12 protein-coding genes are annotated in these 15,797 nt (G+C 66.6%); 5 read left to right on the top strand and 7 right to left on the bottom strand.

The genetic code is table 11. From position 1 onward, the window contains the following. Window positions 1-10 precede the first annotated feature (10 nt). Both BIO17B3_RS05080 and BIO17B3_RS05075 read right to left on the bottom strand, forming a co-directional pair. Window positions 11-1,450 (bottom strand): TolC family protein, encoded by a 1,440-nt coding sequence (locus BIO17B3_RS05080; protein WP_156053276.1) that lies wholly within the window; start codon window positions 1,448-1,450, stop codon window positions 11-13. A 95-nt stretch (window positions 1,451-1,545) separates the two neighbouring features. Beyond that, the gene (locus BIO17B3_RS05075) at window positions 1,546-1,971 is read right to left on the bottom strand and encodes a hypothetical protein (protein ID WP_156053275.1); all 426 of its coding nucleotides are present in this window, start codon (window positions 1,969-1,971) and stop codon (window positions 1,546-1,548) included. 165 nt (window positions 1,972-2,136) lie between these two features. Between BIO17B3_RS05075 and rpoH the strand changes: the two genes are divergently transcribed. Next, a complete protein-coding gene (gene rpoH, locus BIO17B3_RS05070) occupies window positions 2,137-3,045 on the top strand; it encodes an RNA polymerase sigma factor RpoH (RefSeq protein ID WP_013105057.1) in 909 nt (302 codons plus the stop codon). A gap of 93 nt (window positions 3,046-3,138) precedes the next feature. On the opposite strand, the gene BIO17B3_RS05065 is transcribed toward rpoH, so the two are convergent. The 4 genes from BIO17B3_RS05065 to BIO17B3_RS05050 all read right to left on the bottom strand — a co-directional run bounded on the left by BIO17B3_RS05065 (window position 3,139) and on the right by BIO17B3_RS05050 (window position 8,444). After that, on the bottom strand, window positions 3,139-5,211 hold the full coding sequence (locus BIO17B3_RS05065; protein WP_156053274.1) for a DUF3488 and transglutaminase-like domain-containing protein: 2,073 nt from the start codon (window positions 5,209-5,211) through the stop codon (window positions 3,139-3,141). After that, window positions 5,211-6,122, bottom strand: coding sequence for a DUF58 domain-containing protein (locus BIO17B3_RS05060; protein ID WP_232054356.1), 912 nt, complete (start codon window positions 6,120-6,122; stop codon window positions 5,211-5,213). Before BIO17B3_RS05060 ends, BIO17B3_RS05065 begins: the two co-directional genes overlap by 1 nt. 104 nt (window positions 6,123-6,226) lie before the next feature. Then, window positions 6,227-7,312, bottom strand: a complete 1,086-nt coding sequence (locus BIO17B3_RS05055) for an IS630 family transposase (protein WP_370512643.1) — start codon at window positions 7,310-7,312, stop codon at window positions 6,227-6,229. Window positions 7,313-7,520: 208 nt separating this feature from the next. Further along, complete coding sequence (locus BIO17B3_RS05050; protein ID WP_013105060.1) at window positions 7,521-8,444, bottom strand: MoxR family ATPase; 924 nt, start codon at window positions 8,442-8,444, stop codon at window positions 7,521-7,523. 90 nt (window positions 8,445-8,534) lie between these two features. On the opposite strand from BIO17B3_RS05050, the gene BIO17B3_RS05045 reads away from it, so the two are divergent. Continuing rightward, window positions 8,535-9,467, top strand: a complete 933-nt coding sequence (locus tag BIO17B3_RS05045; protein ID WP_156053273.1) for a histone deacetylase family protein — start codon at window positions 8,535-8,537, stop codon at window positions 9,465-9,467. A 15-nt stretch (window positions 9,468-9,482) separates the two neighbouring features. Here the strand turns inward: BIO17B3_RS05045 and BIO17B3_RS05040 are convergent, their stop codons facing one another. Next, the gene (locus BIO17B3_RS05040) at window positions 9,483-10,976 is read right to left on the bottom strand and encodes an NAD-dependent succinate-semialdehyde dehydrogenase (protein WP_156053272.1); all 1,494 of its coding nucleotides are present in this window, start codon (window positions 10,974-10,976) and stop codon (window positions 9,483-9,485) included. Window positions 10,977-11,091: 115 nt separating this feature from the next. On the opposite strand from BIO17B3_RS05040, the gene alaS reads away from it, so the two are divergent. From alaS to dut, 3 genes are read left to right on the top strand one after another with little or no spacing between them, the layout of a single operon-like run. Next, complete coding sequence (gene alaS, locus BIO17B3_RS05035) at window positions 11,092-14,061, top strand: alanine--tRNA ligase (RefSeq protein ID WP_156053271.1); 2,970 nt, start codon at window positions 11,092-11,094, stop codon at window positions 14,059-14,061. Between the two features lie 15 nt (window positions 14,062-14,076). Then, window positions 14,077-15,276, top strand: a complete 1,200-nt coding sequence (coaBC, locus tag BIO17B3_RS05030) for a bifunctional phosphopantothenoylcysteine decarboxylase/phosphopantothenate--cysteine ligase CoaBC (protein WP_156055231.1) — start codon at window positions 14,077-14,079, stop codon at window positions 15,274-15,276. A gap of 53 nt (window positions 15,277-15,329) precedes the next feature. Further along, window positions 15,330-15,785, top strand: coding sequence for a dUTP diphosphatase (gene dut / locus BIO17B3_RS05025; protein WP_156053270.1), 456 nt, complete (start codon window positions 15,330-15,332; stop codon window positions 15,783-15,785). Window positions 15,786-15,797: the final 12 nt, after the last annotated feature.

The following is a 15,797-nucleotide window of genomic DNA, read 5'->3' as shown; positions in this document are numbered from 1 at the left end:
GTCCTGTGGGTCAGTGGCTGGAGACGGCCGGGGCGGCGTTGGAAGAAGTGGAGTCGGGCAGGGCGCCCGGGCCTGCGTCCACGCCAAGCTGGGCGGCTTGCCAGGCGGCGTCGGCCAGCCAGTAATTGCGCTGCGCGGAGATGGCCTCTCGCACCGCCTGCACCTGCGTCTGCGCGGCGGCGACGAGCTGAAAGGTGCCGATGAGCATGCCGTTGTAGCGAAGCTGGCTCTCATCGAGCACGGTCAGCGCCAGGGGCACGATCTGCTCGCGGCTGAGGCGCTGCTGTTGCCAGGCGCTGCCGCGCAGGGCGTCGGCCTCGCGCAGTTGCGAGGCGGCGCGGCGCGCGGTGGCGATGGCGCGGTTGCGCGCCGCGAGCACGCGGTCGGCGGCGGCGCTGCGGCGGGCGTCGCCCAGATCGAACAGCGGCAGCGGCAGGCTGAGGTCGAAGCCGTTTTGCGGCGGCGCGTCGCTATAGGTCTTGCGCACGCCGCCGAGTTCGACATGCTCGATCAGGCTGGTAGCGCGCGCCAGCCCTGCAGCTTGCGCGGTGGCCGTGTAGTCGGCGCGGGCGAGCTGCACGTCCAGACGCTGGTCGAGCGCGGTTTGCAGCGCCATCGGCGCGGCTGCGCTCGGCTGCTTCGGCACCTCCGGCAGTTGCGTCGGCAAAGCGAGGCGGGCGGCTTGTTCTGCCGACAACCCCAGCGCCTGCACCAGCGCTTCGCGGCTTTGCGTGGCGGCCAGTTCGGCGCGGCTCAGGCGTAGCTGGCTGTCGGCGGCGAACAGGCCTTGCTGCGCCGCGTCGAGCTTGGTGAAGTTGCCTGCCTGCCGCATGCGGTCAGCCAGAATGGCGGTGGCCTTGGCCGCTTCCACCACATCGCGGTCGTAGGCGGCAGTTTGCTGTGCCGCCACGGCGCGAACCCAACTCAGCCGCGCCTGCGCCGCCGTGCGCAGCACCGCGCGGGCGAGGCTGAGCCGAAGTTGCGTCTGCTGCGTGTCGTTCAGGCGCGAACGCGTGGGCAAGGTGAGCAGATCGAGCAGACCGAAGCTGAGACTACGGGTGATTTCCACCCCGCCACCGATGAGCAGGCGCTCGAAGCCGAAAACCGGGTTGGTCAACCGGGCGCTTTGCGTGGAGTCGGCCGAGTCGGCCTGCGTCTGCGCGATCAGCCCCTGCAATGCGGGGCTGCCGAGCAGCGCGATGCGCACGGCGTCATCGGCAGACAGGGGTTTGGACAGCAGCGCGTCGATCTGGGCTTGCGCGTCTTGCTGCTGCGCGGGGTCGCGCAGCAAGTGCAGCGGCGTGCCGGTGTGGGGCAGGGTAATGACATTGACGGCCTGTAGCGACTGCCGGGTTTGCAAGGGCGCGCAGGCTGCCAGAAGCGCGGCTGCGGCCAGGGGGGCGAGCCGCAGCGCCCGCAGGCGCACCTGCGGTCTGGGTGGGTTCCACATGAATTGACACCTCATTCGAGCCGCGACAGCGCGCGGCGACACGATGCGCAGCGCAAGTCTGGCGACCCGCGCTGCAACCGGGACTCAAACGGGGTTCAGGCTCTGGGAGGACGCTGCAGGGTGCGCAGATCGGCGCTGTGCCACGCGGTGTTGGCGGCGGAGGGGCACGAGTGCTGCGCGGCGTCGGTCAGCAGCAGGGTGAAGGCCGGGGGCTGAGCCACAGCCAGATGGCAGATCACGCAATGCTGGTGATCGTGAGAGCCGCAATCGGCTGGGGTGTTGGCGTCGACGTGGCAGCCCGGCATGGCTTCCGACGTGTCTTGATCTGCCGCCAGCGAGTGCAGATCCGCCATTGAGGCCATGTCATTTGAGGTCATCTCATGCGCCTGCGCCTGCGCCTGCGCCGTGGTCTGGGCCGGGGTTTGCACTCCGTCGCCCAAATTCATGCTGACCTGCGCCCAGCCGCGCAGAGGCAGCAAGACGAGCAGCAAGACCAGAATGGGACGCAGCAAGCGAGACATGCAGCAAAGTCTAACCTAAGAATTCGCAGGCACACTGCCGTCATCAAACCCCCCATAGAACGTGCGGAAAATGGGTTTTCGCCCCGGCCCGGCAGGGAACTATTGGTCTTTAGCACTCTCTCACTGTGAGTGCTAATATCAAACACAAACAGGAGGATTCCATCCATGACCCACACTCAGTCAGCCGCAATCGTTCTGCGCCCGGCCCAGGTCGATGGCGCGTTTCCGCTCGCCTTGCCCAGTCTGGGCAATCTGGACGCCTACATCAGCGCCGTCAACCGCCTGCCCATGCTCAGCGCGGAAGAAGAGGCGCGGCTGGCTCGCACCTGGCGCGAGCAGGGGGACAAAGACGCGGCGGGCAAACTGGTGCTGTCGCACCTGCGGCTGGTGGTTTCCACCGCACGGCAATATCTGGGCTACGGCCTGCCGCATGCCGACCTCATTCAAGAAGGCAATATCGGCTTGATGAAGGCGGTCAAGCGTTTCGACCCGGCGCATGGCGTGCGGCTGGTGAGTTACGCCCTGCACTGGATCAAGGCCGAAATTCACGAATACATCCTGCGCAACTGGCGGTTGGTGAAAGTGGCCACGACCAAATCGCAGCGCAAGCTGTTTTTCAATCTGCGCTCGATGAAAACGGCCAACGCCGGCATGAACGAGGCGCAGATCGACGACATGGCGCAGGCGCTTAACGTCAAGCGCGAAGACGTGATCGAGATGGAAAGCCGCATGGGCGGCGCCGACATCGCGCTCGATCCCACGGTGGAAGATGGCGAAGAGAGCTACGCGCCCATTTCCTATCTGGCCGACAACACGCAGGAGCCGATGGCCGTGCTCGAAGCGCGCAGCCACGACCGGCTGCAGGTCGAAGGGCTGGAAAACGCGCTGGAACTGCTCGACGCCCGCAGCCGCGCCATTGTCGAGCAGCGCTGGCTGCAGGTGAATGATGACGGCAGCGGCGGCAAGACCCTGCACGAACTGGCCGCCGAATACGGCGTGTCGGCCGAACGCATCCGCCAGATCGAGGTGGCGGCGATGAAAAAAATGCGCAAGTCGCTGGCGGAATTTGCCTGATTCGTTTGCTTGGTTCGTTTGCCTGAATCTGTCGTCGCACCGTCTAAAATAGCCCGTCGATGACGGGCTTTTTTGATGTTTGTCGCACGCGCATCAGCGCCAGCGGCGCACGGCCTGCCGCAGCGCGGCCCATTGCGTTTTGCGCTGGCGGGCATCAACTGGCGGGGCGTAGCGCCAGCGTTCGAGTTGCAGCAGGAGCGCAATGGCGGCGTGCGCGGATTGGGGCGGGAGGCTGTCAGCGCCCAGTCGGGCAGGGTCGATGCGGCCCGCCAGAGTGCGCGGCGGGGTAGAGGGTTCACTGTCGATGCCGACCTGCTCCAGCTTGCCGCGCAGCAGGGCGTAGGTCTGCGTCCAAGCGTCGTGCCTGCGGCGCTCCAGCGCCAGAAACGCGCCGCCGATGGCGGTGGCCACCAGCAGGGTGGCGATGGCCAGCGCGGCCAGGGTGGCCATGTCGGGTTGGTGCAGGCCGAGCTTGTTCAGCAGGTCGAGCTGGCGCTGGCTGCCGTAGTGCAGCACCCACTGGTTCCAGGTGTTGTTGAGCGCGTCCCATTGGTTGCGCAGTTGCAGCAGCAGCGCGGCGTCGCGCGGGCCGAGCGCGGCCACGCCCAACAGGGGCTCGCGCGCGGCCAGGGTGGCGCCGCTGCGGTCGATGCGCGCCGGGTCAACGGCGGCGGTGGGGTCGGCGCGCACCCAGCCGCGTTCGGGCAGCCAGTATTCGGCCCAGGCGTGGGCGTCGCTTTGGCGCACCACCCAGGTGTCGTCTACCGGGTTGAAGCGGCCGCCCTGGTAGCCGGTGACGATGCGCGCGGGAATGCCTGCGGCCCGCATCACCACGACGAACGCCTGCGCGTAGTGTTCGCAAAAACCGGCGCGGCGGTCGAACAGAAATTGGTCCACGCCGTCGCGCCGGCCGTAGGTGCCGGGGTTGAGGGTGTAGCGGAAGGGTTGGTTGCGAAACATCTGCAGCAGGGCTTGCGCGACGAAGGCGCCGCCCTGTCCGGCCGCCTTGGCTTGCGCGGCGAGTTGCCTTCCCAGCGCCACGCTGCGCGGATCGAAGCCCGCAGGCAGGGCTTCGTCGGCACGCAGGGCGGGGCTGAATTGCGTGGGGCCGTAGCGAAACTGCGGTGACGACTCGACGGTGTAGCGCGAGAGATGGTCGAGCGGCCGCCCGGTGACCAGTTGCAGGTCGGGCAGCCACTGCACCCGATATCCCTCGATCTCGGGCGCGGCCGCCGGGGCGTCGAGCGCGAAGACGAAGGTCTGCTGCGTGGGCTGCAGGGTGACGGTGTAGCGCACGGGTGGGCCGCTCAGGTGCAGATCGGCGGGCGGGCTGAGGGTGGCGCGGTCGCGCTGGCGCGGGTCGGGCAGCCACACGCCGTTGTCGAACACGCTCAGCACCGGGCCGCGCCAGTAAAGCTCGCGGTCGGGCGGCCGCTGGCCGTGGAACACCACGCGGAAGGCGACCGAGTCGTCTCGCGCCAGCTCGGCGATCTGCCCCGGTGACATACTGGCCGACAGCCCGGTGATGGCCTGCGCGCCGCTTTGCGGCAAGGCCCACAGCGGCGCGCTCAGGCGCGGAAACACCATGAACAGCACGACCATCGCGGGCGCGCCCAGCGCCATCATCTTGAGCGCGGTGAGCAGCGACTGCCGCAGCGGCGGCCGCCCGGCGGGCAGATTGGCGTTGACCAGCGCGGCCAGCATGCCCCAGGTGGCCAGCACCATGACCAGGGCGGTGCCCAGCGATTGCGAGAACAGAAAGTTGGCCGCGATGGTGAAAAAACCGAGGAAGAACAGCACATGGGCATCGCGGCGCGAGCGCATCTCCAGGGTCTTGAGGCCGAGCAGCACGCACAGCAGCGCGACTCCGGCATCGCGCCCGAGTACGGTGTGGAAATCCCACAGGGTGATGACGACGGAGAACAGCAAAATGAGCACCAGCACGCCGCGCCGGGGCAGCGGCGCACTGCGCCAGGCCAGCGCCGCACGCCAGGCCAGCAGGCCGAGCACCAGCGCGCTCGTCCACCAAGGCAGATGGACGAACAGCGGCAGCATCAGCAGCAGCGACACGCCGAGCAGAAACAAGGTGTCGCGCGCATCGCGCGGCAGGGCGTTGGTGCGGTGGGTCCAGCGGGCCAGCAGCGTCTGGCTGGGGTTGGACTGCATCACGACTTGGCTCGCGGGGCGGCGCCCGAACGGGGCTGCAACAGGGGGCCGGGATGCAGCGCGAGCAGGCGCAGGCAGGCGGCTCGGTGCGCGGCGCCGGTGGCTGGCCTGATTTGCTGGCCGCCGAGCTGCAGGCCGTAGGGCGTGCCGGTGCGGTCGGCCGCCAGCACCCAGGCGCACAGCCGCGACAGCCGGGCTTCGATATCGAGCTGCGCGGGCAGCGTGGCGAAGTCGAGCCAGAGTTCGGCGCAGGCCTGGGGCTGGGCGGTGTCGCGGCTGATGAGTTCGTCGCTGCGGGCGAATTTTTTCCACAGCACATGCCGTAGCGAATCGCCGGTGCGGTAGGCGCGCACGCCATCGGTTTCGCCGCCGCCGCGCGCAAGCGCCGGGCCGTTGCCTGGCGTGGGGCGGGCGGGCGGCAGGGGCGGGGCGGGATGCTCGGCGGCGGGCAGCACGAGCAGTTCGATCTGCGGCTGCCAGCGGCTCCAGGCCGTCCAGACGCCCAGCGGGTAATAGCTTTCGACGGTGAGCAGGGGCCAGGCCAGCAGGCCGCGGCGCGGCGGCGTCCAGCTCAGGGTGAGGGCGGTTTCACTGTTGCGGGCGCAGTCGGCGTAGGCCCAGGGGTAGGGCGGGCTGGACGCCTTGCGGCGGGCCTTCTTCTGGGGCGCGGGCGGCGTAGCTTGGGTGCCTGCCGGGCGCAGGGCCAGCCCCCAGCGGTCGCGTGCGCCGCCTTGCAGCAGCAGGCCGAGACGGGCGCTCTGGCCCTGGTGCAGCAGGCCTTCGGGCGGCCGCGCGGTGAGCTGCAAGCCGCGAAGATTGTTGTGGGTGACATGCATGGCCATCATCGCGCTGCCCGCCAGCAGGAAGGTGAGCAGATAGCCGAGATTGAGCTGGTAGTTGATGCTCAGCACCAGCAAGACCAGCAGCAGCAGGGCGAAAAACCAGCCGGTGCGGGTGGGCAGGATGTAGACGTTGCGGTGGGTCAGCCGCGTGCTGCCGCCGGCCGGATGGCGCGCTAGTGTAGTGTTCCATTCTGTTTGGAACTTAAGCGTCTATTCGCGCGAATGACCTTCTGCAGGATGTCGCGAGCGCTCTTGGTCCAGATGAACGGCTTGGGGTTGACGTTGTGATGTGCGACGTATTCGTCGATGGCAGCCACGAGTTCGGGCACGCTGGTGAACACCCCGCGGCGCAGCCGCTCGGTGGTGATGTCGCGGAAGAATCTCTCGACCATGTTCAGCCACGACGCAGAGGTGGGCGTGAAGTGCATGTTGAACCTGGGGTGCTTGGCCAGCCACTCCTGCACAGCCGGGTGCTTGTGTGTGGCGTAGTTGTCGGCGATCAGATGCAGCGTCTTGTCCTTGGGCGTCTCGCGGTCGATCTGGCGCAAGAACTTCAACCATTCAACGTGGGTATGGTGCTGCTGGCACTGGCCGATGACCTGGCCGTCAAGCACGTTGAGTGCGGCAAACAGCGTGGTCGTGCCATTGCGCTTGTAGTCGTGCGTCATGGTGGCCGCACGGCCCCTCTTCATGGGCAAGCCCGGCTGCGTGCGGTCCAGCGCCTGGACCTGGCTCTTCTCGTCACAGCACAGCACCAGCGCATGCTCGGGCGGGGACATGTACAGCCCCACGATGTCTTCGAGCTTCTCGACGAATTTCGGATCGCGCGAGACCTTGAAGCCACGCACGATATGAGGCTTCAGACCGTGCGCCTGCCAATGCCGCATGACAGTGCTCGCACTGACGCCCAGAACCTCACCCATCTTGCGTGTGCTCCAGTGCGTGGCGGTCTCGGGCGTGCTTTGCGTGGTCAGCTCCACCAGCTTGGCTGCGTCCACCTTGACCGGCGGCGCGCCACGTGGCAGGTCGCGCTCGATGCCTTGCAGCCCCGCTTGCAGATAGCGCTCGCGCCAGCGCGCGACCTGCACGCGACCGATACCAAGCTGCTCGGCGATCTCCTTGTTCTGAACGCCCTTGGCGGCCAGCAGCACGATGCGCGCGCGCTGCGCCAGTCGCACGCTGGTGCGCTTGGAACGCGCCAGCCGCGTCAGCTCGCTTTCCTGCTCGGTGGTCAATTCAATCGCCGGGGCAACGCGCACTTGCTCTCTCCAATGCAAACCGTAGTAAAACATTGGAGACAAGCAACTCAATTAAGTTCACTCAAGAATCAAACACTACACTAGCGCCCAGGCATCGAAGCGCTGCGCGAAGGCGTCGCGCAGGGTGTTCGACGCGGCGGGCTGAGGCAGGGCGGTATCGGCGGAGGGTGGCATGATCACTGCTTGGCGCGCGGGCCTTCGGGCCTTGTTACACCGGGACGTGTTCCAGCAGCGATTGCACTGCCTGCAACGAGGCGGCGCGGTTGACCGTGGGGCTGTCGAGGGTGCGCAAGCGGTGCCCGGCAACGAATGGCAGGACTTGCTGCACGTCGTCGGGAATGAGGTAGTCGCGGCCCTGCAGCAGCGCCCAGGCCCGGGCAGCGCGCAGCAGGCCCAGACCGGCGCGCGGGCTGAGCCCCTCGATGAACCAGCGCCCGTTGCGCGTCTGCGTGAGCAGCTCCTGCACATAGTCGAGCAGGGCGGGAGCGGCATGCACGGCCTGCGCCTGTCGCTGCAGCTCGATCAAGCGCTCGGGGGTCAGCACCGGCTGCAGCTCCGCGATCAGCTCGCGCCGGTCGCGGCCTTCGAGCAGGGCGCGCTCGGCGGCGCGGCTGGGGTAGCCCAGCGAGATGCACAGCAGAAAGCGGTCGAGCTGCGACTCGGGCAGGGCATAGGTGCCGAGCTGGTCGAACGGGTTTTGCGTGGCGATGACGAAAAATGGCTCGGGCAGGCGGCGCGTCTGTCCGTCCACACTCACCTGGCGCTCTTCCATCGCTTCGAGCAGGGCGCTTTGCACCTTCGGCCCGGCGCGGTTGATTTCGTCGGCCAGCAGCACCTGCGAAAACACCGGGCCGGGGTGAAACACGAACTCGCTGCGGTTGCGGTCGAACACCGAAATGCCCAGCAGATCGCCCGGCATGAGGTCGGAGGTGAACTGCGCGCGGGCGTACTGCAGCCCCAGCGTGGCGGCCAGGGCATGGGCCAGCGTGGTCTTGCCCACCCCGGGCAGATCTTCGATGAGCAAATGACCGCTGGCCAAGAGGCAGCACACGGCGAGTTCCACCTGCGGGCGCTTGCCTTTGATAATGGTTTCGAGCTGGTCGAGCAGACTGGGCAGGGCTGGGGTTTTCACGAGCGGCGGAGTGGGAGGCGACAGCGCACTATGCTACGAGGACGACGTGCATGCCCCGAATCTGGGGATATGCCGCAGGAGACAAGAACCATGACGACCGGCTTCTACACCCATGCCGACTGCACCCTGCACGAAATGGGGGCAGACCATCCCGAATGCCCGCAGCGCCTCGCCGCCATTGAAGACCGGTTGATCGCCGCGCAGATTGCGCCCTGGCTCGAACGCCACGACGACGCGCCGCCCGCCAGCCTGGAGGACGTTGAGCGCGCGCATTCGGCGCTGTATGTCGCCGATCTCAAAAAGCGCGGTGATTTCGAGCAGGGGCATGAGTGGATCGACGCGGACACGATGATGAATCCGCATACCTGGCAAGCCGCGCTGCGGGCTGCCGGTGCGGCCATCAGCGCGACCGATGCCGTCATCGACGGTCATCTGCACAACGCCTTTTGCTCCGTCCGCCCGCCCGGCCATCATGCCACCCGCGATCAGGCCATGGGGTTCTGTTTTCTCGGCAATGTCGCCATTGCCGCACGCCACGCGCTCGATGTGCGCGGGATGGAGCGCGTGGCCATCGTCGATTTCGATGTGCACCACGGCAACGGCACCGAAGACATATTCCGGGGCGATGAACGGGTGCTGATGGTGAGCTTCTTCCAGCACCCCTTCTACCCCTACAGCGGCGCGGAAGGCGAGCAGCCGAATATGGTCAACGTCCCCGTTCCGGCCTACACCAAGGGCGACGGGGTGCGTCACATCGTCACCGAGCAGTGGCTACCCCGACTGCGGGCATTTGCGCCGCAGATGCTGTTCATCAGCGCCGGCTTCGACGCCCACCGCGAAGACGATATGGGTCAGATGGGCCTGGTGGAAGCCGACTACGCCTGGATCACCCGCCAACTGGTGGACTTTGCCGAGGCGCAGTGCGAAGGCCGCATCGTCTCCTGCCTGGAAGGCGGCTACAACCTTAGCGCCCTCGGCCGCAGCGTGGCCGAGCACGTGCGGGTGCTGGCGGGGCTCGATTGAAGCGCTGGCCGGGCGCTACTTGTTTAAATCACCCAGGCAGAGATATTTCATTTCGACATATTCGTCAATGCCGTGATGTGAACCTTCGCGGCCCAGGCCGGACTGTTTCACACCGCCGAAAGGCGCGACTTCGTTGGACATCAGGCCGGTGTTGATGCCCACCATGCCGTATTCGAGTTCCTCGGCCACGCGGAAGATGCGACCGACGTCGCGGCTGAAGAAGTAGGCAGCCAGGCCGAATTCGGTGGCGTTGGCCGCGGCGATGGCCTCCTGCTCGGTCTTGAAGCGGAACACCGGCGCCACCGGGCCGAAGGTTTCCTCTCTGGCGCAGAGCATGTCGCTCGTCACATCGGCCAGTACGGTGGCTTGGAAGAAGCGTCCGGCATTGGGGCCGGTCTCCACCCGCTTGCCGCCCACCACCATGCGCGCGCCCTTGGAGGTGGCGTCGCTGATGTGCTTCTCGACCTTGGCCAGCGCCTGATCGTCGATCAGCGGGCCCAGATTCACGCCTTCATCGAAGCCGCTGCCGATTTTCAGGCTGCCCACGGCGTGCGCCAAGCGCTCGACGAATCGGTCGTAGATGCCGTCCTGCACATACAGCCGGTTGGCGCAGACGCAGGTCTGGCCGGCGTTGCGGTACTTGCTCGCCATGGCGCCTTCGATGGCCGAGTCGAGATCGGCGTCGTCGAACACGATGAAGGGTGCGTTGCCGCCGAGTTCGAGCGACAGCTTCTTGATGCTGGGCGCCGACTGCGCCATGAGGATGCGGCCGACCTCGGTGGAGCCGGTGAACGACAGATGACGCACCACCTTTGATGCGCACAGCAGCTTGCCGATGGCGATCGACCCTTCGGCGTCGGCGGTGAGCACGTTGAGCACGCCGCGCGGAATACCGGCGCGGTGGGCCAGTTCGGCTGCGGCCAGCGCGGTCAGCGGCGTCTGTTCGGCGGGCTTGATGACCACGGGGCAACCGGCGGCCAGTGCGGGCGCGACCTTGCGGGTGATCATGGCCAGGGGGAAATTCCACGGCGTGATCGCGGCGCAGACGCCGACGGGCTGCTTGAGGACGAGCAGGCGCTTGGTGGCGTCGGGGCTGGGAATGGTTTCGCCGTAAACCCGCTTGGCTTCTTCGGCGAACCATTCCACGAAGCTGGCGCCGTAGAGTACTTCGCCCTTGGCCTCGGCCAGCGGCTTGCCTTGTTCGGCGGTCATCAGGCGGGCCAGGTCGTCGGCGTTGGCCACCAGCAGATCGAACCACTTGCGCAGGATGGCGGCGCGCTGCTTGGCCGGCAGGGCGCGCCAGGCGGGCCAGGCTGCATCTGCGGCGTCGATGGCGAGCTGCGCATGCATGGGCTCCAGCGCGGGCACCTGCGCCAGTTCGGCATTGGTGGCTGGGTCGGTGACTGCGAAGCGGCGGGCGGAATCGATCCACTGGCCATCGATATAGGCCTGGGTCTTGAACAGCGTGGGGTCTTTGAGCAGGGACAGCGGATTGGCGGGCCGGTTCATGGGCAGCTCCGGTTGGGGTGAACGGGATCAGGTTGTAAGCCCTAAAATCTAACCTTTTGCATGATCGTGCGCCAGAGCCAGTTCCGCGCCCGTGCCACAGCCACTTACCCGCCCCATGAACGTCTCCGACATCCGCGAAAAATTTCTGGCCTATTACGAATCGCAGGGTTCCACCCGCGTGGCGTCTTCCTCGCTCGTGCCGGGCAACGACCCCACGCTGCTGTTCACCAACTCGGGCATGGTGCAGTTCAAGGACGTGTTCCTCGGTCAGGACCAGCGTCCCTACAAGCGCGCCACCACGGCGCAGCGTTGCGTGCGCGCCGGCGGCAAGCACAACGATCTGGAGAACGTGGGCTACACCGCGCGGCATCACACCTTCTTCGAGATGCTGGGCAACTTCAGCTTCGGCGACTACTTCAAGCGCGAAGCCATCCGCTACGCCTGGGAGTTGCTCACCACGGTCTATAAGCTCCCGGCCGAGAAGCTGTGGGTGACGGTGTACGCCGAAGACGACGAGGCGCACGACATCTGGGCCAAGGAAGTCGGCGTGCCGGTCGAGCGCATCATCCGCATTGGCGACAACAAGGGCGCCCGCTACGCCTCAGACAACTTCTGGCAGATGGCCGATACCGGCCCCTGCGGGCCCTGCAGCGAGATTTTCTACGACCACGGCCCCGAGATCTGGGGTGGCCCACCCGGCTCGGCCGAAGAAGACGGCGACCGTTACATCGAGATCTGGAACCTGGTGTTCATGCAGTTCGAGCGCTATGCCGCTGGCGAGGAGCGCTTCGAGACCGAACATCAGGCCACCGCGCGCAAACAGGCCGTCGAGGCCGAGGGCGGCATCGGTCTGGTGAGCAAGGATGGCGAAGGCTACAAGCTGGCCGTCTTCCGCCAGAAGCCCCTGCCCAAGCCCTGCGTGGATACCGGCATGGGCCTGGAGCGCATTGCCGCGGTGCTGCAGCATGTGCACAGCAATTACGAGATCGACCTGTTTCAGGCGCTCATCAAGGCCGCTGCGCGCGAGACCGCGACCGCCGATCTGGGCCATGCCTCGCTCAAGGTCATCGCCGACCACATCCGCGCCTGTGCTTTTCTCATCGTCGATGGCGTGATTCCGGGCAACGAAGGGCGCGGTTATGTGCTGCGTCGTATCGTGCGTCGCGCCATCCGCCACGGCTACAAGCTGGGCGTGCGCCAGCCGTTTTTCTACAAACTGGTGCCCGATCTGGTGGAGCAGATGGGGGCGGCCTATCCCGAGCTGGCCGAGAATCAAGATAAGGTTTCCGCAGTATTGAAACAGGAAGAGGCTCGGTTTTTCGAGACGGTCGGGTCAGGAATGCAACTTCTTGAGGCTGGGTTAGATGCCCAACAAGCTGGCCGGGAGTTTTCTCGCAAATGGAGATTGAATGGCTTTAGCCCATTCAGGGAAGGCATCACTCTCTGCCATTTCTCGGAACATAGCCCTTTACTCCCCCTTACTCACAGCGTCTTGGTGTATGACCCGAGTGTGATTCCTGATGGGATGATCAAAAAGATATCTGACGATTTACGTAGGCGCGGGGAGAATAGCGTCGAGTCGTTGAAACGGGCTTGGAATGATCTAAAAGTTCCTGGCGAACTGGCTTTCAAACTGCACGACACCTTCGGCTTCCCGCTCGACCTCACGCAGGACGTGTGCCGCGAACATGGGGTGAATGTGGATGAAGCCGCTTTCGACGTCGCCATGGCCCGCCAGCGCGAGCAAGCACGTGCAGCGGGCAAGTTCAAGATGCAGGCCGCGCTCGACTACGTCGGCGACAAGACCCGCTTCGACGGTTACGAGCATCTGCTGGTGAAGGAGGCGCGCGTGGTCGCGCTCTACAAGGATGGCACTTCGGTGCCAACCTTGCAGGCCGGCGACCCAGGCGTGGTCGTGCTCGACCGCACGCCGTTCTACGCCGAATCCGGCGGGCAGGTGGGCGACAGCGGTGTGCTGTTCGAGGGCGACTCCTGCGATCTGCGCTTTGTCGTGCACGATACGCAAAAGCTGCAGGCGGACGTGTTCGGCCACCACGGCACGCTCGAGTCGGGCAGCCTCAAAGTGGGCGAAATCGTGGCCGCGCAGGTGGACGGCGAGCGCCGTCTGGCGGTCATGCGCAACCACAGTGTGACCCACCTGATGCACAAGGCGCTGCGTCTGGTGCTGGGCGATCATGTGCAGCAAAAGGGTTCGCTGGTCGATGCCGACAAGACCCGCTTCGACTTCGCCCACGACGCGCCGATGAGCGACGACGAGATCGCCCGAGTCGAACGCCTGGTGAATGAGGAAATTCTGGCTAATGCCGCAACGCAAGCCCGCGTGATGCCCATCGACGAGGCCAAGGGGCTGGGCGCGATGATGCTGTTCGGCGAGAAGTACGGCGACACCGTGCGGGTGCTCGACATCGGCACTTCGCGCGAGCTGTGTGGCGGCACCCACGTGGCGCGCACCGGCGACATCGGGCTGTTCAAGATCGTGTTCGAAGGCGGTGTGGCCGCGGGCATCCGCCGGGTGGAGGCCATCACCGGCCTGAACGCGCTGGCCTTTGTGCAGAAGCAGAATGCGCTGGTCGCGCGGCTGTCGCGCACCCTGAAGGCGCCGGCCGAGGAGTCTGCGGCCAAGGTCGAGCAACTGTTAGAGCAGCAGCGCCAGCTCGAAAAAGACCTGGCCCAGCTCAAGGCGCAGCAGGCCGCCGCCCAGGGCGACGCCCTGGTGTCGCAGGCCATCACCATCGGCGGCACCTCGGTGCTGCTGGCGCGCATGGACGGGCTGGACGCCAAGGGCTTGCGCGAAGCGGTGGACCGCATCAAGTCCAAACTCAAGACGGCCGTGGTGCTGCTGGCAAGCGCCGAGGGCGACAAGGTGCAGCTCGCCGCAGGAGTGAGCGCTGACCGCGTGGGTCAGATCAAGGCCGGCGATCTGGTTAGTGCCGCGGCGCAGGCCGTGGGCGGCAAGGGTGGCGGTCGGCCTGACTTCGCCATGGCCGGCGGTACTCAGCCCGAGCAGATCGACGCCGCGCTGGCCCAGGCCATGAGCCTGCTGCAACAGCGTCTCGGCGCCTGAATGCGCGCAGTGGCCATGGACTTGCAGGGCAAACACATCGTTCTCGGCGTCACCGGCGGAGTCGCGGCCTACAAGGCGGCCGAGTTGACGCGGCTGCTGGTCAAGGCGGGGGCGACGGTGCAGGTCGTACTGACGGCTGCGGGTGCGCGCTTTGTCGGCGCCGCGACCTTCCAGGCGCTCACCGGTCGGCCGGTTTTCGATGACCTGTGGGATACCCGCGTGGGCAACGGCATGGCGCATATCGAGCTGACGCGCGCCGCCGATCTCGTGGTCGTCGCGCCAGCCACGGCGAATGTGCTCGCGCAGGCGGCGGGCGGCTTGTCGGACGATCTGCTCTCCACCCTGCTGCTGGCGTCCAACAAGCCCGTGCTGTTCGCCCCGGCGATGAACCGCGAGATGTGGGGCCATCCGGCCACGCAGCGCAACGTCGCCCGGCTGCGCGAAGACGGTGCGCTGATCAGCGGCCCGGCCGCGGGCGAGCAGGCCTGCGGCGAGGTCGGCGAAGGCCGCATGGTCGAACCCGAAGATTTGTTGCAAGACATCGTCGCCGCGTTTCAGCCCAAATTGTTCAAAGGCCGCACCGTGCTGGTCACCGCCGGCCCCACCTTCGAGGCCATCGACCCAGTACGCGGTCTCACCAACCGCTCCAGCGGCAAGATGGGCTACGCCGTGGCCCGCGCGGCGCGTGAGGCCGGGGCCCGCGTGGTGCTGGTCAGCGGCCCGACCGCGCTGCCCGCGCCGCATGGCGTGCAGCGGGTGGACGTGACCAGCGCGCAGGAGATGTTCGACGCGGTGATGGCGCAGGTTGACGCCGCGCAGGTGTTCATCGCCACCGCGGCCGTGGCCGACTGGCGGCCTTCACAGGTTCATGCGCAGAAACAGAAAAAGCGCGAAGGCGAGGGCGCTCCGACCATTGCCTTGCAGGCCAACCCGGACATTCTCGCCACGGTAGCCGCTTTGCCGCAGCCGCCGTTCTGCGTGGGCTTTGCCGCCGAGAGCGAAAAATTGGCGGAACACGCCGCAGCCAAGCGCCAGCGCAAAAACGTGCCGCTGCTGGTGGGCAACCTCGGGCCGGACACTTTCGGCCGCGACGACAACCGGCTGGAACTGTTCGACGCTGCCGGTCATCACCCTCTGGGCAGTGGCGACAAGCTCGTGCTGGCGCGCAAGCTCATCAATGAGATCGCGGCCCGGCTTGAACGTGCTGGTCTCTGAGCGGTGTGTGCCGCCGCCAGCGATTGAATCGCTTCATCCACCGAGGAATCCTCTTGTCTCATCCCCGCATCGCCGTCCGCCTTCTCGATGACCGTCTGCGCGAGCAGCTTCCCGCCTACGCTAGCCCGGGCAGCGCGGGCATGGATCTGCGCGCCTGCATCGACGCCCCGCTGACCCTGCAACCGGGGCAGGCCGAGCTCATTCCCACCGGCCTGGCCATGCACATCGACGACTGCGGCCTGTGCGCCATGCTGCTGCCGCGCTCCGGCCTGGGACACAAGCATGGCGTGGTGCTGGGCAATCTGGTCGGGCTGATCGATTCCGACTATCAAGGCCCGCTGATGGTGAGCTGCTGGAACCGCGGCAGCGCGGCCTACACCGTGCAACCGATGGAACGCATCGCGCAGATGGTCATCGTGCCGGTGGTGCAGGCGCAGTGGGAGGTGGTGGAGCACTTCGACGCCACCGAGCGCGGCGCCGGGGGCTTTGGCTCCACCGGCGCGCACTGATCCGCGCAAACC

The organism is Thiomonas sp. OC7 (assembly GCF_900634595.1).
Lineage (GTDB): Bacteria > Pseudomonadota > Gammaproteobacteria > Burkholderiales > Burkholderiaceae_C > Thiomonas > Thiomonas arsenitoxydans.
The sequence above is the reverse complement of the archived record's forward strand: the minus strand, read 5'-3'. Positions and strand labels throughout refer to the sequence as shown.